The 17,917-nt window shown below is 41.0% G+C and carries 16 protein-coding genes and 2 pseudogenes; 4 read left to right on the top strand and 14 right to left on the bottom strand.

The genetic code is table 11. From position 1 onward, the window contains the following. Nucleotides 1-15: 15 nt before the first annotated feature. Both V7K61_RS19050 and V7K61_RS19045 read right to left on the bottom strand, forming a co-directional pair. Nucleotides 16-447, bottom strand: a complete 432-nt coding sequence (locus V7K61_RS19050) for a TMEM165/GDT1 family protein (protein WP_335055569.1) — start codon at nt 445-447, stop codon at nt 16-18. Nucleotides 448-548: 101 nt separating this feature from the next. Next, nucleotides 549-899 carry a YkgJ family cysteine cluster protein gene (locus V7K61_RS19045; RefSeq protein ID WP_335055567.1) on the bottom strand — a complete coding sequence of 117 codons (351 nt, stop codon included), beginning with the start codon at nt 897-899 and terminating at the stop codon, nt 549-551. Nucleotides 900-1,251: 352 nt separating this feature from the next. Between V7K61_RS19045 and psb30 the strand changes: the two genes are divergently transcribed. Further along, nucleotides 1,252-1,395: a photosystem II reaction center protein Ycf12/Psb30 gene (psb30, locus tag V7K61_RS19040; RefSeq protein ID WP_069068686.1), complete on the top strand. Its 144-nt coding sequence runs from the start codon at nt 1,252-1,254 to the stop codon at nt 1,393-1,395. Nucleotides 1,396-1,460: 65 nt separating this feature from the next. On the opposite strand, the gene V7K61_RS19035 is transcribed toward psb30, so the two are convergent. The 6 genes and pseudogenes from V7K61_RS19035 to glpK form a co-directional block, all read right to left on the bottom strand. Further along, nucleotides 1,461-3,632 carry a single-stranded-DNA-specific exonuclease RecJ gene (locus V7K61_RS19035; RefSeq protein WP_335055565.1) on the bottom strand — a complete coding sequence of 724 codons (2,172 nt, stop codon included), beginning with the start codon at nt 3,630-3,632 and terminating at the stop codon, nt 1,461-1,463. Between the two features lie 113 nt (nt 3,633-3,745). Then, nucleotides 3,746-4,171, bottom strand: coding sequence for a hypothetical protein (locus V7K61_RS19030; RefSeq protein ID WP_335055563.1), 426 nt, complete (start codon nt 4,169-4,171; stop codon nt 3,746-3,748). Nucleotides 4,172-4,278: 107 nt separating this feature from the next. Then, nucleotides 4,279-4,629, bottom strand: a complete 351-nt coding sequence (locus tag V7K61_RS19025; protein ID WP_335055561.1) for a hypothetical protein — start codon at nt 4,627-4,629, stop codon at nt 4,279-4,281. Between the two features lie 109 nt (nt 4,630-4,738). Then, nucleotides 4,739-5,713 (bottom strand): N-acetyl-gamma-glutamyl-phosphate reductase, encoded by a 975-nt coding sequence (gene argC / locus V7K61_RS19020; RefSeq protein ID WP_335055559.1) that lies wholly within the window; start codon nt 5,711-5,713, stop codon nt 4,739-4,741. Nucleotides 5,714-5,785: 72 nt separating this feature from the next. Further along, nucleotides 5,786-6,388: pseudogene (locus tag V7K61_RS19015) on the bottom strand (hypothetical protein). A gap of 104 nt (nt 6,389-6,492) precedes the next feature. Next, entirely contained in the window at nt 6,493-8,007 is a 1,515-nt protein-coding gene (glpK, locus tag V7K61_RS19010; protein ID WP_335055610.1) for a glycerol kinase GlpK, read from the bottom strand. A 613-nt stretch (nt 8,008-8,620) separates the two neighbouring features. Between glpK and V7K61_RS19005 the strand changes: the two genes are divergently transcribed. After that, complete coding sequence (locus V7K61_RS19005; protein ID WP_335055557.1) at nt 8,621-9,310, top strand: CPBP family intramembrane glutamic endopeptidase; 690 nt, start codon at nt 8,621-8,623, stop codon at nt 9,308-9,310. A 30-nt stretch (nt 9,311-9,340) separates the two neighbouring features. Here the strand turns inward: V7K61_RS19005 and V7K61_RS19000 are convergent, their stop codons facing one another. From V7K61_RS19000 to V7K61_RS18980, 5 genes are all read right to left on the bottom strand, one after another. Next, a complete protein-coding gene (locus V7K61_RS19000) occupies nt 9,341-10,528 on the bottom strand; it encodes a PAS domain S-box protein (RefSeq protein ID WP_335055556.1) in 1,188 nt (395 codons plus the stop codon). A gap of 1,345 nt (nt 10,529-11,873) precedes the next feature. Next, a complete protein-coding gene (locus tag V7K61_RS18995) occupies nt 11,874-13,166 on the bottom strand; it encodes a hypothetical protein (RefSeq protein WP_335055554.1) in 1,293 nt (430 codons plus the stop codon). Nucleotides 13,167-13,650: 484 nt separating this feature from the next. Continuing rightward, the gene (locus V7K61_RS18990) at nt 13,651-14,505 is read right to left on the bottom strand and encodes a DUF4351 domain-containing protein (RefSeq protein WP_335055552.1); all 855 of its coding nucleotides are present in this window, start codon (nt 14,503-14,505) and stop codon (nt 13,651-13,653) included. Nucleotides 14,506-14,603: 98 nt separating this feature from the next. Further along, a complete protein-coding gene (locus tag V7K61_RS18985) occupies nt 14,604-14,939 on the bottom strand; it encodes a XisI protein (protein ID WP_335055550.1) in 336 nt (111 codons plus the stop codon). 261 nt (nt 14,940-15,200) lie between these two features. Further along, entirely contained in the window at nt 15,201-15,638 is a 438-nt protein-coding gene (locus V7K61_RS18980) for a hypothetical protein (protein WP_335055548.1), read from the bottom strand. A gap of 177 nt (nt 15,639-15,815) precedes the next feature. Between V7K61_RS18980 and V7K61_RS18975 the strand changes: the two genes are divergently transcribed. After that, nucleotides 15,816-16,106 (top strand): hypothetical protein, encoded by a 291-nt coding sequence (locus V7K61_RS18975; RefSeq protein ID WP_335055546.1) that lies wholly within the window; start codon nt 15,816-15,818, stop codon nt 16,104-16,106. 148 nt (nt 16,107-16,254) lie between these two features. Here V7K61_RS18975 and V7K61_RS18970 read toward each other — a convergent pair whose 3' ends face one another. Further along, a complete protein-coding gene (locus V7K61_RS18970; RefSeq protein WP_335055544.1) occupies nt 16,255-16,635 on the bottom strand; it encodes an endonuclease domain-containing protein in 381 nt (126 codons plus the stop codon). 259 nt (nt 16,636-16,894) lie between these two features. Here V7K61_RS18970 and V7K61_RS18965 point away from each other — a divergent pair. Beyond that, a pseudogene (locus V7K61_RS18965) lies at nt 16,895-17,917 on the top strand (CHAT domain-containing protein); the annotation flags it as partial.

The following is a 17,917-nucleotide window of genomic DNA, read 5'->3' as shown; positions in this document are numbered from 1 at the left end:
ATTAATGACTAATGACTAATGACTAGTAAATACATCCCAAAACAGCATTATAGAAATTACTAACAACATCACCCCGGCTGATTTTTCTACAGTTTTCGGGCTGAGTCGATTGGCTATCCAACTACCTAAAAGTACGCCTAATAGGCTGGTAGTTATTAGCGCCGCCGCAGATCCGATAAATACCACCCACGGCGAATGAGATTGTGCGCTCATTAACAGAGTGGATAGCTGAGTCTTATCTCCAATTTCTGCTAGGAAAATGGTTACAAAAGTCGTACCAAAAACTACCAACACTGATTGCTGCTTTTGAGGACTATCGGCAATTACAGGCTGAACTGACAGAGCGATCGCAGGAGTTAAGTTTAAATCATTGCTATCTTCCAGTTCTAGCTCAACCTCAGTCTGAGATATGCCAGAAATCTCCAAAGGTACAGAGTCAAGTTTCATTAGGCAGTAGTTTTGGTTGCTAGGGTCTTTTCATATTTCTATCATTTTCTCATATTTTTGTCATAAATTGCAACTACATACAAAAAAGGAGGGTGGAAGTGTCAAAGGCCAACAGCTTTGTCGAAGCGTAGTATTTCTAAACTGCGATCGCCGTATACTCCTTCTATTTGCTGGCGACAGCAGTCAATAGCAAAATCGTTGACTTCTTCTGGCTCAACCCCATACATATCTTGAAACACTTCTGTTTCCACGCGACAGAAGCGAGGACGATTGGCGTAGATGCGACATTCTCGCGTGGTGTGGTCGAAATTAACGCACCATCCCTCTTCGCCTACCATGCTGAGGTAGAGTTCTAGTTCTGGTGGTGAGAGATAGTCTTCCAAATCTGGACGCTCTGCTGGATCGAGATTACAGCAGGCTCCACATTGCTTTATACATTGCCAAGTTGACATTTTGGATTTTGGATTTTGGATTCGGGATTCGGGATTCGGGATTGGGGATTGGGAATCAATACGGTTCGGTTAAGATTTTTTGATGAAAATTCGAGATCGCAAAGACGCGATAAATTGCCATCAAAACGAAAGACTGATTATTGTAGAGACGGCGATTCATCGCGTCTCTTGCCTTAACCGAACTAGTCCCCCATTCCTCAGTCCCCAATCCCCCTATTTTACGTTTTTATATCTTTTCTTATAATTTTGTTAAGTAAATTAAATCTAACAACCCATAGCCAGATATGATCGATTGCGGGTTTTGTAATTAAGTTATTGAATTTTTTAAGGCAATTGAAAGGAGAAAAGAAAAATGTTTGATGCTGTGTCTGACTTGTTTAACGCTTTTACCAGTATCAATTGGGAAGTTATCTTCCAATTGCTGTCCGTGGCGCTAATTGTGATTGCTGGCCCAGCAGTGATCTTTGTGCTGGCATTTCGCAACGGCAACCTATAAGAGTGCTGAGTAGTGAGTGCTGAGTGCTGAGTAGAAGAAAATTTTGGAATTTAAACACTGATAACTCATGAATCAGCACTCAATACTGATAACGCCTGAAGGGCAGCTTGGATAATATTGTCATACTGTGGTTGAGAAATATCAACTTCTTTGGCGTTTTGCCGATTAATCCCTAGCAAACCAATTATATGTCCTGGCTGCATAGCCAAAACTTTACCTTCAGAATTTTTAATTCTTAATTCTGCTTCAATACCGTTTTTATAGAAACCACAAGTATATTGTCGCTGGTTATATTCAAAGTTGGTGCTTGACTGAATAGGTGGCGAAGCAAAAAATTGTTGAAGCTGAATTGGCAACCTGACACCGATTAACTCTAGTTCAATGGTGGTGTTGCCGTTAAAGTAATTTTCTCGCAGTTTGTAAGCAACATCTACTCGCGATGGTAAGCGGAAATAGTCGCCCCAACGCCAAGCGATCGCTTTAATTTTATACTCCTGATTATCAATAGTTTGGGCAATTGTCAGTTTGATGTGACCCTTACCAACAATTTTTTGCTCAACTACTTGGACATTAGGTGTCCAGAAAACTGGATCGGGGTTGTCCATACCGCAGGGGTGCAGAGCATTAAGCTGTTGATAAAGCTGCTGATTAATGTGATTGAGGTTGACTTCGGCATCAATTTTGAGCAGGGGCTTGAGATGCTGGGGTTCAAGACACTGGTTAGCAAACTCAATCAAACGCGATCGCAGCATCTGTAAATTTTCTGCTGGTAGAGAGAATCCCCCGGCTGCTTTGTGTCCGCCAAATTTGCCTAGTAAATCATGACAATATTCCAAAGCTTCAAATACATGGAACTCTGGAATTGAGCGTGCTGAACCGCGTATATGTCCCTCATCTTCATAAGTACCGATGAACACGGGAACACCATAGCGTTCCACCAAGCGGGAGGCGACAATCCCAATAACGCCGTGATGCCAATTAGGTTGAACAACAATTAATACACGGTCTTGCTGTAGAGATGCAACAAATTCTCTCTCTACATAAGCGATCGCTTCTTGTTCAATTTGCTGACACATCTCCTGGCGAGAAGCATTGACTTGTTCGCACTGCATTGCTCTTTCCAGCGCCACCCCCATATCATCTGTAGTCAGCAATTCAATCACAGTCTGGGGATTACCAATCCGACCAATAGCATTAATTCGCGGCCCCAAGCGAAACCCGATATCTTCAGGCTTTAGCGATTTTGGATTTTGGATACTTCGACTTCGCTCAGTACAAGTTTTGGATTTTGGACTTGTACTGAGCGAAGCCGAAGTATTAGAAATTTTCTCCTCTGCTCCTCTGCTCCCCTGCTCCCCTGCTCCCTCATCTCCCCTCGCCTGTACTCCACCTACCTGAATCAACGCCTGTATACCAGGTAAGTTGGATTTGGGTAAATGCTGTAAACCACGTTTCACCCAGCGACGATTCACGCCAGTTAAGGGGGCTAAATCTGCGATCGTTCCCAGTGTAAATAGTGCTAACATCGGCTGGATCAACCCCTTAGTCGCCCCTAGCTGTTGTGCTAGAGACACTGCCAAAATGTAGGCGACACCAACACCAGCAACACCCCGATAAGGTGAGGATTCGGCTATTAGTTTAGGGTTCAGAATAGCATTAGCTGGTGGTAATTTTTGGGGGATATCATGGTGATCGGTGATAATTACTGCAAGACCAAGTTCTCTAGCTCTAGCAACTGGTTCAAACGCAGAGATACCATTATCGACAGTCAGAATTAGCCCCACACCTTCGCTGTGAAATTCTTCAACTATACGTTTATTAATACCGTAGCCTTCATGCATCCGGCTGGGGATAGCATAATCTACTTGTGCGCCTAAAGTACGGAGACTACGCAAAAGTAGAGCTGTGCTGGTCATCCCATCAGCATCGTAATCACCACAAATCGCAATTTTTGTTTGAGAAGCGATCGCATTTTCCAACAACTCCAAACTAATCGCTAAATCTGGGAAATCTTCTAACGGCGATGGCAAAACTAAAGACTCTGGCTCTAAAAATGCTTGTACCTGTTCTGGTGTTTCCATACCCCGATTAATCAACAGCTGGCTGATAATCGGTGAAAGATTTGTCAAAGCTGCCAGATTTTGGGCAATTTCTGGTTTTTGCGGATAAATTTGCCAGCGCTGATCGGGTAAGCGTCGGCGAGGCTTTGAAAGTTCAGATACAGGTCGGTCTAGCACAATAAAAGTTAGGAGTTAGGAGTAGAGACGCGATCAATCGCGTCTGTACAAGAGTTATGAGTGTTGAATTGAAAGTTGTTTCTTAACTCATAACTAATAACATTATTTGCTACCTATAACACGTTTACTCTACCATCATCCATAATATATAACGAGCGATCGCCTGGAGAGCGCCAAGTCGGACGGAGTTCTAGCCGCAACGTGCCAAAGTTAGGTTTGGAGACTATGGCTTGTAGTGATAAACCCTTTTCGCTCCAAAATATCAGAGATGTATTTGGCTCAGTACCCTCTATTTGTTCTAGATTTAATTTCTGCCCTGGACTCAAGGATATTGCATCAGTCCCGGAGGGTTTTTGAATTTTGATTAGGTTGGGTGTACTATTTATAACTTCAACCCGGATGGATTGCCCAGGTGTAAACTGAATTGGGTGCGACCCACACTTAGAGGCACAAGTTCGAGCTAAGGTAGCACTGGGATTATTGATTGATGCAACTAGAACGGTAGCTGCAACTAAAACAAATGATAGAGGCTTAAACATAATACACAGTATAACTACTTGAATTAAATACTACTTTGTTTAGTAACTTCAAGCCTCAGTGTATTTTCCAGAATTACTTTGCTAATTCCCAGTTATTAAATTACTAATTATTTTTTATAAACATCTCCTCTCGCACCAATGCCGTAAATTTCGATGTCTTTGGAATCAATATTGACAATTAGGATTAAATCGGAAAACAAACAAAGCGGAGTACCCTTAATGACAATGAATAATTCAATGGATAGCAAAGCTTTTAAAGTATTTAAGTAAGCAGACGCAATTAAATATAAGATGTCATTGCGTTCGCCCTTGGCGTTCCCGTAGGGTACGGAACGAAGTGAAGCAATCTCAGTCTTTGCGATTGCTTCACTTCGTACCCAACTCTTGGAGAGGCTGCGCCAACGGGTTCTCCAAAGGAGTACGCAATGACGAACTATCTTATATTTATTTAGATCCACCTACTTATTGAGAAGTTTTTAGTGCCAAATTTATGGTCAGGAGCAGTGGTAGTCATGGATAATTTATCCGCACTCCCCTGCTCCCCTGCCCCCACTCCTTAACCCTTTTTCATGACAATCCCAACTCTTCTGGAAAACCGAGCATGATGTTTAGGTTTTGGACTGCGGCTCCTGATGCGCCTTTACCCAGATTGTCAAGACGAGCAACTAGCAACGCTTCTTTAGTAGTGTCATTGGCGAATACAAAAACCTGAACAATATTGGTATTATTCAGTGCGATCGCATCCAGAAATGTTCCGTCTCTCAGCAGTGTAGAATCTTGGAATGGAGCAACCTGCACGAACTTTTCACTTTGGTAATAGTCAGCGATCGCTTCATAGATAACTTTACCTGATGGTGGATTATCCAAAGTTCCCAGTGGTAAAGGTATCTGTACTAACATCCCCTGCTCAAAATCTCCCACGGCTGGTACGAACAGTGGCGGTGATGCTAACCCCGAATACTGATGCATTTCTTTGACGTGCTTATGCCCAAACTGCAAACCGTAGATGCCATAAGGGTAGAGTGATTCTGCCCCGGCTTGCTGTTCGTGGAAGGTATGATACTGTTTAATGAGATTCTTGCCGCCACCAGAGTAACCTGACACTGCATTAACGGTGATGGGAAAGTTACTGTTCAGGAGTCCTTTGGCAATCAACGGACGAATACAAGCTAAAAATCCTGTGGGATAACAGCCCGGATTGCTGACAAACTGGGCGCTGGCGATTTTCTCTCGCTGTCCTGGATTTAGTTCGGGGAAGCCATATACCCAGTCTTTAGCTGTGCGATGGGCAGTACTAGCATCAAGGATCTTAACCCTAGTATTACTGACTAAGCTAACAGCTTCGCGGGCTGCATCATCAGGCAGGCAGAGAATAATAACATCAACAGCATTGATTAGTTTGGTTCGCTCATTTGCATCTTTACGTTTAGATGCTTCAATGCTAACTAACTCGATATCATCCCGTTGGTTCAGGCGTGAGTAAATTTGTAAGCCTGTGGTTCCTGATTCTCCATCAATGAAAATCTTCGGTTTAGTGGTCATGTGCTTCTTATTATATGAGAGTGATATTTTGACAAAGTAAGAGTTATTTTAACGATCGATTTTTAAATGAAATTAACCTGCTTTCACCATCCACACCAAAAAGCTCAGAATTGGTTCAATAGGAGGAAGAGAATAATCCATTAAATCAATTGTGACTGTTTGTCCCTCTAGTTTCAGAAATCGCCATTGGGTTCCACTGCTTACAGTACCGTAAACTGCTGTTAAGGTTTGTTCTCTTGCTTGGTTGAATCGCTGTGCAGCTACCATTTCTGCAATGCATTATCCCAACCCAGATTTTAAATCTGATTTTTTTGCTTCAACAATGACAATTGCAGGTGCTTCCACCGTTAATTGTTCAGGTGAACGGCAAAGTAGGAAGTCACATACATCGTTGAGTCCAATACTCGCATCAACGTTAAACTCTTCCCCTGAAAACACGCTAATTGTGGAATTGAAGATGCGTCGCACTTCTAACAAGATAGGATTAATTATTGCCTCTGAACGAGCTTTTTCTGTATCTACTGCGATCGCCCACGGTAAATCTTCTAAAATACCTTGCAGTCTGAAGCTTGGAGTAATAGGTTCAATCGAGTCTGGGAAAAAGCGGACTCCTTCGACAGTACTCAGATGAAAATCTTGTTTCACTCGGTCAATGGTGAATTGACTGTAGGGCATGATAAATCAATACTCCATCAATTTGCTTGATTGTAATAGTGTTTGTTGCTTCGACTTCCCCCTTTCAGGATATGAATTTTCGCTTTAACTCGTTTTTGGATCGGTTACTCCTCCCAAGCTAGAGTACGTTTCACTGCTTTTTGCCAAGTACCAAATTTGGACAAGGGGAAATCACTCTTCGGCTCAAACACGCGCTCAATTTGCCGTTGTTCCACCAATGATTCATAGCTCTCCCAAAATCCTACAGCTAAACCTGCCGCAAATGCTGCACCCTGAACGGTTGTATCGCGCATTATCGGACGTTCAACTGGAATACCTAAAACATCAGCTTGAAACTGCATCAAAAAATTATTCTCGCAAGCACCACCATCTACGGTTAATCGCCCAACTGGAGTACTGCTAGATGCGTTAATTGCTTGCACCACCTCCAGAACTTGATAAGCGATCGCTTCCAACACAGCGCGAACGAGATGCTCTGGTTGTACACTGGCGGTAATGCCGAAAAAGGCTCCCCTGGCGCTCATATCCCAGTAGGGTGCGCCTAATCCACTAAATGCTGGCACAAAGTAGACTCCGCCATTATCTTTTACCTGATTGGCCATCCCTTCAGTTTCAGCAGCAGTTTTAATCAACTTCAGGCGATCGCGCAACCATTGAATACAAGCTCCACTAGTAAACATACTACCTTCAAGGGCATAGCCGACATCTAAGGTATCGCTGGTATTTGCTTGTGTCCATGCCACTGTCGAAATGAGTTGATGGTGCGAGCGTACAATTTTATCGCCTGTGTGAGCAACTAAAAAGCTACCAGTCCCGTAAGTACATTTCATCAAACCGGGGCGATCGCAGCCATGACCAAATAGAGCTGCTTGCTGATCTCCCAAGATGGCAGTAATGGGAATTTCAGCACCCAACAAAGTCGCATCAGTAACTCCAAATACTCCTAAACTCGGCTGAATCTGGGGCAAAATATGAGCCGGAATTTGAAACAGATCCAGTAAAGTCTCATCCCATTCACAGGTTTTGAGATTCATCAACATTGTACGGCTGGCGTTGCTGTGGTCAGTAGCGTGGACTTTTCCACCTGTGAGATTCCACAGTACCCAGCTATCAATAGTACCTGCCAAGACATTATTCAGGTCAACATCTGTAACATTGTCTAATAGCCATCGGAGTTTAGTGGCTGAAAAGTAAGCATCAATGATTAATCCGGTGCGATCGTAAATTTCATCAGCATAGCCTTGTTCTTGTAACTGGTGGCAAAGGGGAGCAGTGCGGCGATCTTGCCAGACGATCGCTCTATGGATTGGTTTACCAGTAGTTTTGTCCCAAATCAAACAGGTTTCGCGCTGTACAGTTAGTCCCAAAGCTGCGATCGCTGATGGTGCAATCTGGGCATTTGCAATTGCGGTTTGCATCACCCAACAGGTATCTTGCCAGATTTGTTGAGGGTCATGTTCTAACCATCCTGGCTGAGGATAATACTGAGTTAATTCTTTATATGCTTGCCCAACAATCTTGCCGTCTGCGTTAAATACAAAGGCGCGGTTGCCTGTCGTACCTAAATCCAGTGCTAAAATGTAGCCCAATGATGGAGTTTTTTTTCCAAATGTATGCATAGCCGCTTTTAATGTTGCGTAGGCGTAGCCCAATCTAGACATCGCGATTTTAGCAATACGCCCTCAATCACATATACATTATTTTGGGTACATTTTGAATTCCCTATTTGCATAGCGTTACGTGTCTGTAAGTTTAAAAACGCTACATTTTTACGTAAAGTTTTACTTAGTACAATGAGTATTGATGTTCGCCTCAAATCCCAGACCGTCACAACGTTGCTTTTAATTATGTGTAATTATATCAGCACAATAAATCATTATCAAAATGCTGCGATCGCAGGAATATTACACACAAATTAATACAAGTTTTAGTATTAAATTTATGTGGCAATATACAAAGTGTCACTTTATTCAAGTCTGATTATGATACTCATGTCTTATAGTTTGCATATAAAAATTAATAGTAAAACCAATACAGTTTGGTTAAGGTTTTTTGATGAAAATTCTAGATCGCAATTATTGTAGAGACGGCGATTCATCGCGTCTCTTGCCTTAACCAACAGTATTAATAGTAAATCTCGTTAATATAGATTTTATTACAAGTAATCATCCTAACTTGATATAAAAACTATGGATTTCAAAATAGATGTGGTCTAAAAGTTAAAACCATCCCATGCTAAAAGCTAACCAAAATCAAAATGCACTACTAGCTCTGTTGTTACTTGTGCCAGTTCCGAGCATTGGTATTACAACTCAACTATATATACTCCCTGGCTTTCAAGGACATTTAGTAGCTTTATTAGCTAAAATCTGGTTGTTGGTACTACCGATTATTTGGTTATTATTTGTCGATAAAGAGAATTTAAAAGTTGAATATCCTAAAAGACGCGATTTATTGGCTGGAGTCGGATTAGGGCTATTGATGCTAGGCATCATCTTGATTGTTTATTGGCTGCTGGGAGCAAAATGGATAGATGTTGAATATGTTCGCGATCGAGCAACACAAGTTGGATTGAACAGTTTTGTGATTTACTTAGTAGGTTCAGTGTACTGGATATTTATTAACTCTTTACTTGAGGAATTTGTCTGGCGTTGGTTTGTCTATCGTAAATGTGAAATTTTGGTATCAAGTCCTTTAGCTGTAGTACTATCTGCACTGTTTTTTACGATTCATCACGTTGTTGGTTTGGCAGCTTACTTCGACTGGCGTGCAACAACGTTATGCTCATTGGGGGTGTTTATAGCAGGGGCGATTTGGTCATGGTGCTACTTAAATTATTCCTCAATTTGGCCTGGATACATCAGCCATGTTTTTGCAGATATAGCAATTTTCCTGATTGGCTGGCAACTTATCTTTGCTTAAGAAAAATATAATCAATCTACAGCGAACTAATTAATCAACATCTCTCAATATAATATGTTTTTTGAAATCGAAACTGATTATACCTTCTTCTTGTAATTTACCCATCAATCGTGTAATTGTTACCCTGGTGGTGCAGCAGGCGCTAGCAAAATCTTCGTGAGTAAAGCGAACACTTAAACGAGTTCCCTCTGGTACAGTTTCACCCACTTCTCGTTTCAAAAGTTGTAATAGATGGTGCAAGCGTTCTTGTACCCGTCGTCTTCCACAAATGACTAAAAAAGATTCTGTTTGCTGTAACCGCTGATTAATTTTTGGTAAAAGCGTATGGCTTAGTGTTGGAGAAGCTGCTATCTCTGCCGCGTAAATTGACACCAACTCAACATCAGCAAGAGCTGTTGCTTGGTAAATGTTTAAAGATGTCAAACTAGAACCAAAAACCATTCCTGTGGTTGCCAATCCTATCAGCACTTCTTCACCCGTTTCACAGTAGGTAGTGAGTTTGACTAAACCCTGAGAAACATACCAAATTATTAAGGGGTTGAGGAGAATAGTTTCTCCTTTAGTATATTTATGTATGGGGCGTAGTTTACCGCCGTAGGCATCGCTAAAGATGTTATCGTCGTTCTTGACTATTGTTGATTCTAAATGCTGACGCTCGGTAATATTACGCAGCATCCAGCGCAAAGAGATTGCCTCACCTTGGTGATTGCGGATAACTCCCACTGTCAAAGCCGCATCAAAGAACTCACCATAACGTTGCTGCAAACGTACCAATAACTCTCTAACTCTGTCTGATTGCGATAGCTGCATCAGTTCGTTGCGAATTTGCTGACGTTCTTCTAGAAGGACAAAGTTAACTATTGATTTGCCCACTAAAAAATGCTTGGAAACATTCAACAACTTAGCTGCGGTGAGGTTAGCTTCTTGGATGATTCCTTCTGTATTAGTCACTAAATAGCCGTCTGGCGCTAACTCGAATAAATCTTGGTAGTGTTGGCGTTCTGCTTCTAGCCAATTTCGTGTTTTTACTAGTTCCTCATTTTGCTGATAAAGATCCTCCGCCGCTAATTGTACTACCTTTGAGGTGTTATAGAGTTCCTTGAAAGCTTGCGGCAGCAGATCCGGGGAAATCCAAGGTAGTACACTAGCAGTTTCGTATAAATCTGCTAAACGCTTGTGCAATACTTCTGCGCGTTGGATAAATTTTTCTATGTTCACCTTAAATCCGGGCTACTTGCTTGCAGAGGTTGAGCAAAAAAATCTACTAGGTAAATCCTTAAAAAAATTGCATCATTTATAATTTTATTGAGTAATAAATTTAACTGGTTGTAAACTGCAATTTTTATCCAATTGAACTTATAAAACTACATTTATTTGAGGTTTTCGACAACTTATATTCCACAGTCGCTACAGATGGGCTAGTTTTTAAATGACACGTTTAGCATTCAACCTAGATTCTCAAAGTAAATTGAATCTAGCAAATTATAAAGCGTCCATTGATAACTTTCGCCACCCAGATGTTTTTTTACAAGAGATTTTACGGTGTTTTGCTAAGTATTACTTCTACCTTTGGTGGGAAAACGCTGTAAACTCAGCTAAATACGAGTGCCAAATCTCCTGTTCTAAGATTATGCTAATTTTTGACTAAACTGATAAGCCAGTCAAAATGATGACTAACAAAGAAATTAGATAAGATATCACAGTTGGAAAACCCTGCATTTCAACCTTAATTTCTGGTTATCATTGTTTAATCCGTTTTGTCATTCCCCCAATGAATGATTTAGTCCAAATGATAATTGTTTCCATTGTTACTAAGAATAACTGATAAGACTTTCCCAAACTTCCATCACAAGAATTAAGCAACTACTACTAAAGGCATAGAATCTAAGTTAAGTTTGTTTGTGATTCTGAATACATTGCCTATTCATAAAATTCACAACTTCTTAAAAAAGTTCGGAATCTGAGCCTTTCAATTTTCAAATTCATTATGGGACTATCTGGCATAGGTAAGAGTAAAACGTAAGAATTCAGGAGTTATATTATGTCCGCTTGATTACTTATTAAACCCGAATCACCCCACCCCCAACCCCTCCCCGCCTGCGGGGAGGGGAGACAAAGCACAGCTTTGGCGAGGTGGGGTTCTTTAATTATGGGTAATTTGGCGGATATGATATCAGAACTCAGGATTCAGAATAGTTAAAGAATCAGCAGAGCATTTGATGAATAAATATACCAATCATTCTAGATTCCTGATAAATTCTGACTCCTGACTCCTAGGTGCTGAATTCTTACAGTAAAACTATCTAGAACAAGCAATAGTCGAACTCGTATATCTAGAATTGCCAAGATAGATATGAATAAGTTAAAAATATTTGTATACAAAAGCACGTATTAACTTAATAATTATCCGCCTCTTTAGTTAGAGGATAAATGAAGTAGTAAGCTGGTGTAATTTAACAATGCGTAACAGCTAATCAACGCGCAAGTTATGAGGAGTGATGGGTGAGGTGTCAATGCTATAAAATCTCATCACTCCTTTTTACTTACATCAGTTTATGAGCTACTAACGAATGCCATCATTATCAATGGCGCTGTAGCTATCGCTGGGGAAAAGCCCCAACCAAGGGTCAGAACTAGGAGTTAAAAATAGTTGTCCGTATACTTGTTCATTGAGCGCTTCCACACTCCTTGTTTGCTTACCCTGCATAAACCATTGATGAATTTGGCTGTGCAGCATATATTCATTTCTGACTGTATCTAAAGCCATTGTGGCTTCAAAATTTTTCACTATTATCGGCAAATTATCTTCTTGAGTGTTGGTAGACGGAGACTTTTTAGCTTTGATTAAAGAAATGCTGTTTCCATCTAGCTTGACATCGGCGGCATAGAGTTGAGCGATTTTGTTCCAAACTTTCTCGTCAGTAATTTCAGCTAAGGCGTTTTGATTTCGTTCAGCACCAGACTGGAGAGCAGTTAGCATTGGCGTTTCAACTCTCATTTTAGAAACAGCTAGAGAGCTTGCTATTTCTGCTGTCGGTGGTTGACTGGGATTGCTGGGAATTTCTACCAACTTAGGGGGAGACTGGATACCCAGGCGAGATAAATCTGCAACCCATTGGGCTTGGATAGAATTTAAGCGATCGCTGTGGTATTTTCTTAAATAAGACTCGCGATCGCTTGGTGTAAGTTTACTGTAATTTTTTACTGCTAATTCAGCCTGCTGTAGCTGTCGCAAAAATGCTTTGGGACTATATAATCCTGGAATAGCATCGATTGGACGACCCGATGCATCCAATATATAGTGAATGCTATTGCCTGTAATCGTTCGCTCCAACTTGCGTCCGTCGCCAAAATCAATAGTTACTTTGGGTACAGGGCGCACTGATTGCCAATGCAAAATAAAGCGGTCTTGAAGCAGTTTAGAAATTTCAACATTCGGATACAGCGCTACCCTGAAGAATCTACTATTAGCACAACTCAAATCTTGATCCAGCCTGCCCAATAACCGCAGAGATAGAATGGGTTTACCACTGGTTCTAGCAGCAGCTTTGGCTTGTTCTATATCAGTGTACCAATACAAACGAGAGGCGTAACAGTCCCGTTGTTGACAAAGCTCGTCTAAAGCTACCCGAAGTGCAGGGGAAGGTAGAACTGCTCCTGAAGAAGCGGTATTTAACGTATTAGCATGGGATTTAAGAAATACTTCTAACCCTTTTGGGCCCTGTTTCCGAAGTACAGAAACTTCTTGAGATAGCTTGGAGGTTTCAGCTACAGGAGTTTGAGCATCAGCTATCTGCAAAAAACCGAAGCCGACTAGGATGAGTGCGAAAGGATATTTGCAGGTTCTAAATTTCATATATTTTCAGATATTTTCAAGAAAAATAGGGGGTGTGATACCAATTCAAAATTCAAAACTTGTACTGAGCTTGTCGTTGGCGTAGCCTCTCCACCAGGAGAAGTATTCAAAATTCAAAATTAAGAAAGTAAAACGTAGCATAGGTTTGGGCGTTTGCATCTGTATCATATTTTTTGTGAAATGGCGTGAGTGGGGAGCATCCGGTTTTGGCAACAACGAACAGAAAGAATTTGGTTGATACTCTTAACATTCCACTGTAAGCCAGAAATTTTAATCCTAGCGTTTACAGCAGTTTTGATTATTTGAACCTTCTCGAATGGAGGCAATACATTTTGACCTCTCTCCAAACCTCTCTCCTTTTAGGAGAGAGGCTTTGATGCTCACTCCCCAACGCTAGCAGGGAAAGGGCTGGGGGTTATTTGCACAATTGAGAACCGCTATATAAGATGCTGTGGGTAACTTGCTTACCCGTAGAGATAGTTTCTTAATCTTCCTGATTAGGTTGAGTTAAAGAGATATTTCCTAAGTAATTGACTAAATCGCTTTGATTGGAGAAATCCAATAGCGCCTCGGCTAAATCTTCTAGTTGAGTAATGGGTAATGTACGAATCTGCTGTTCTATCTCTGGTTCAATTGCGCTAACCCGACGTGTTAAAAGACGCAAAATCAGTTGTAGCGCCTCCTGTTTCTTTCCTCGTTCTTCTCCCTTTTGCAGAATGTCTTGGTAAATTACAGATTCTTGCATAATTTCCTCTCTGAAAAGCTGTGTAATCAAACTTTTATCAAACCGCAAACCAGCTAAAACCTGTACACAAGCTGATATATTTTGTCGCTCGTCTGTTTCTTCAATCATATCGACATTAACAGCGACTTGAGTTAACAAGTCGGCGGGTGAGTCGGTTCTGGCTAATGTCGCCAGTGGTAAGAGTGCAGGGTTAGCTAGCAGTGGTGTGGGATCTTCTTCCCATAAACGAATTACTCGATACTCATGTCTGGTTTTTTTATCTACATACTGAGTATTAAAAACAATTTCTGAGGAGGTGGGTTGTAAAAAAATCAATACCTGCTCAATATCACACCAGTATTCTCGCTTTAATCTGGTGTAGTAATCCAGCATCCGAAAATCAAGCGGGGTTTTAGATTTTGGTGTCGTTTGAAACTCTAAATGTAAGATTTGGTTGGCGATTTGCAGGAATGTCACCGAATCAGCACGAATCGGTTCGAGGTTGAGTTCGGTTTTGAGTACTTGGATATCTGAGGTGTCAGATGCAAGTAACCATCTGGCAAAGTCACCAGGGTATTTTTCGGCAAGGTATTTGCAAGTGTTATCGTAACTCAAGGGCTTATATTTGATTTGGACGGGTTAAAACTAAATATATGAACCAATTATGGAAGTGATTGTGAGATGTTTTTATCTAATTAGTTGATTGTTGATATTTAACCTACAGCATAATCTGTAAATTGGCGCTTAAATGGCGAATGAAAGCCGATGACAATATCCTGCTTGGGGATACCTAGATTTGCTAAATCTTCTCCTACTTCATTTTCTGTCCCATTGTGTTGCAGCCAAACTTTACCATCTTTGATGTCTAAATGTATAAAACAACCATAGACACGACGTTGGTTTTTCCAGCCGACATTTACAAGTTGATAGTGGTGGCGTTCTGTGTCAAAAATTAATTGAGTTTCAATTTCTGAGTCTTGGCTAGAAATCGCAGCATATTCTTCGAGAAGTTGCTGAATTATTTCTTGATATTTTTTTAGTTTATCCATTCGACAATCACCTCGGCTACAGGCTGATAAGTAATCAATTTAAGCTGATATGTAATGATATCGGACTCTTTCACAAGGGCGTAGGCGTAGCCCATCGTAGCTATCGCCACTATAAAGTTTAGATGGATTAAATGTACGTTGGGTTGAGGCTTTGCAAAACCCAACAACACGATCCATGTTGGGTTTCTTTACATCAACCCAACTTACATTTAATGCACAAATTTAGGCTTGACACGGCACTAGATTTATGCAAAAAGTGGATTATTGCAGCACAGGAGTTGTGCCGTTACCGTTAGTTGACGCATTCGCAATTGCAGCTTGAGCCGGTTGAGTGGAAAGAACCGCTACAACTGGAGCAACTTTTGAAATAGATTTTTTATTTCTTTTTCCATTAGAGCCGCCAGCTTTGGAATACTGTATGCTGTTTCTGCCGTAGATAGTTGCAACTCCACTTAGCATTCGTTCAGACATTTCGGAGAGGGCTTTATCCATCTGGATTATTGTTTTACGCGATTCTTCAAGATTGGACACAAGCGTGTTATGAGCTTCTAACGTCGCACGAGTAGTATTAATGAGGTAGTTGTAGGCTTCAATGTTTAATCCATGTCCTAAATCCAGATTTTCATCAACGGATTTAAGCAAGGCGAGACGAAGTTGGGCTTTGTCAACAGCAGCAGAACTACGAGTTCTTAAAGACATGAGATATCCTTTTTTTTAAGAATTCCTTTTTCAACATAGTGGAGTATCCTTTTGCCTGAAATGGGTAATTTTGGGGATTTATTTCATTAAAACTTCAACGAAATAATTACGAGTTTATCTGTATTTTTACTCATTTTTCATATCTATTTGTTGTTTGAGAATAAGTGCAATTAGCAAATGCGATCGCTAAATCAACAAATGCGAACGCCGAATCAGCAAATGCGAACTCCAAATCAGCAAATGCGATCGCTAAATCAACAAATGCGAACGCCGAATCAGCAAATGCGATCGCTAAATCAACAAATGCGATCGCTAAATCAACAAATGCGAACTCCAAATCAACAAATGCGAACTCCAAATCAACAAATGCGAACTCCAAATCAGCAAATGCGAACTCCAAATCAACAAATGCGAACGCCGAATCAGCAAATGCGAACTCCGAATCAACAAATGCGATCGCCAAAATAATATTAGAAAGGGGAAAGTAGAACATCGAAATTCCTCCCCTTTATAAGCTACGGTGTACACACAAGTTGAATTACCCCCCTTAATCCCCCCTTGTAAAGGGGGGAAACAAGAGAATCTATCTAGTTCCCTCCCCTTTATAAGGGGAGGGTTAGGGTGGGGTAACTTCCCTCAACCTACAAATAACTTCCCTAATCTTATCCACCACACCATCAATATCTTGACAAACCTCTTGATTCGTAAATCTCAAAAACCTCGTACCTTTTGATTCTAAAAATGCTTGGCGATCGCGGTCATATTCTGGAACTCCATCTTGATAGTGACTATCACCATCAATTTCTATAGCAAGTCTCAACTCCGAAGAATAAAAATCCACTACAAATCTGTCAATACTATATTGTCTACGAAATTTACAGCTTTCAATTTGTTGATTTCTAAGTTTTGCCCAAACTATTTTTTCAGATGGGGGCATATTGTTTCTGAGAGTTTGCCGTTTATGCCTTTCTGAGGTTTGGTTATACAGTTTTGTCATCAACTTTTTCATATTCCTGGACTGTGCTTATTATTCCCAGGATTACCCTCCTTAATCCCCCCTTGTAAAGGGGGGAAAATGGAAAATCTATCTAGTTCCCTCCCCTTTACAAGGGGAGGGTTAGGGTGGGGTAATTCAATAACTTGCGCGTACACCGTAGCCTTTTTAAGGAGGATCTAAAACTTTTCATCCCCTAATTTTTCGGAAATTGAGGATAATATTGAAGCTTCATCAAGATGCGTCTAACTCACACCTGCTCATGAACGAACAGCGCCTACAAGCTTATAATCAGCTAATTCAAACCCTGCTAGATTGCCCTAGCGGGGAAGAACCAGAGATATTAGCAGCGAATACAGAATTGCTAGATGCTGACTTTGTGCAGGTTGTTGTAGCAGCAGCAGAGCATTTTGCCCAGCAGGGAGAGGAAAATACTGCCGAGTGGTTGAGAAACTTAGCAACATCTCTCACTACCCAAGAAACTACCCCCATCACCCAAGAAGATATAGAGACTTACGGGCAATTTTTACAAAAAATACTGCAAGCAACAGCAGACAGCAACGGCGATGCTCAAGTAATTTACCCATTGCTAGCTACAAATACCGATAAACTCAATGATATTTTTGCAGAATTATTGCGCCGTTGGTCAACAAATACCCTAGCAGAAGCGGAACCAGATAGAGCAGAATCCATTGCTTATGTGATGGTTATATTGAGTAATCTGATTAGCGATTTTCCTTTAGGTAGCAAAGCCAACAACATGGAAATTGCGATCGCTGGCTACGAAATTGCCCTAACTGTATATACCCGCAGCGCCTTTCCTGTTGATTGGGCAATGACGCAAAATAATCTTGGGAATGCTTACGGTGAGAGAATAAAAGGAGAACGAGCCGAGAATATTGAATTAACAATCGCTGCTTATAATCAAGCACTATCTGTTTACACCCGCAGTGCCTTTCCTGAACAATGGGCAACATTGCAAATTAATCTAGGGGTTGCTTACCGTAACAGAATATTAGGAGAACGAGCCGAGAATATTGAATTAGCGATCGCTGCTTATTCTGCTGCTCTGGAAGTTACAACCCACAATGCCTTTCCTGAAAATTGGGCAACATTGCAAAATAATCTGGGGAATGCTTACGGTGAGAGAATAAAAGGAGAACGAGCCGATAATATTGAATTAGCAATCGCTGCTTATAATCAAGCACTCGAAGTTTACACCCGCAGCGCCTTTTCTGAAAATTGGGCAACGACGCAAAATAATCTGGGGAATGCTTACGGTGAG

It is taken from the genome of Nostoc sp., assembly GCF_036918015.1.
GTDB lineage: Bacteria > Cyanobacteriota > Cyanobacteriia > Cyanobacteriales > Nostocaceae > Nostoc.
The sequence above is the reverse complement of the archived record's forward strand: the minus strand, read 5'-3'. Positions and strand labels throughout refer to the sequence as shown.

What these genes read in the sequence shown, in the direction of transcription:
- V7K61_RS19050 (WP_335055569.1), bottom strand. Translation starts at nt 447, where the DNA reads ATGAAACTTGACTCTGTACCTTTGGAGATTTCTGGCATATCTCAGACT.
- V7K61_RS19045 (WP_335055567.1), bottom strand. Translation starts at nt 899, where the DNA reads ATGTCAACTTGGCAATGTATAAAGCAATGTGGAGCCTGCTGTAATCTC.
- psb30 (WP_069068686.1), top strand. Translation starts at nt 1,252, where the DNA reads ATGTTTGATGCTGTGTCTGACTTGTTTAACGCTTTTACCAGTATCAAT.
- V7K61_RS19030 (WP_335055563.1), bottom strand. Translation starts at nt 4,171, where the DNA reads ATGTTTAAGCCTCTATCATTTGTTTTAGTTGCAGCTACCGTTCTAGTT.
- argC (WP_335055559.1), bottom strand. Translation starts at nt 5,713, where the DNA reads ATGACCACTAAACCGAAGATTTTCATTGATGGAGAATCAGGAACCACA.
- glpK (WP_335055610.1), bottom strand. Translation starts at nt 8,007, where the DNA reads ATGCATACATTTGGAAAAAAAACTCCATCATTGGGCTACATTTTAGCA.
- V7K61_RS19005 (WP_335055557.1), top strand. Translation starts at nt 8,621, where the DNA reads ATGCTAAAAGCTAACCAAAATCAAAATGCACTACTAGCTCTGTTGTTA.
- V7K61_RS18995 (WP_335055554.1), bottom strand. Translation starts at nt 13,166, where the DNA reads ATGAAATTTAGAACCTGCAAATATCCTTTCGCACTCATCCTAGTCGGC.
- V7K61_RS18985 (WP_335055550.1), bottom strand. Translation starts at nt 14,939, where the DNA reads ATGGATAAACTAAAAAAATATCAAGAAATAATTCAGCAACTTCTCGAA.
- V7K61_RS18980 (WP_335055548.1), bottom strand. Translation starts at nt 15,638, where the DNA reads ATGTCTTTAAGAACTCGTAGTTCTGCTGCTGTTGACAAAGCCCAACTT.
- V7K61_RS18975 (WP_335055546.1), top strand. Translation starts at nt 15,816, where the DNA reads ATGCGATCGCTAAATCAACAAATGCGAACGCCGAATCAGCAAATGCGA.
- V7K61_RS18970 (WP_335055544.1), bottom strand. Translation starts at nt 16,635, where the DNA reads ATGACAAAACTGTATAACCAAACCTCAGAAAGGCATAAACGGCAAACT.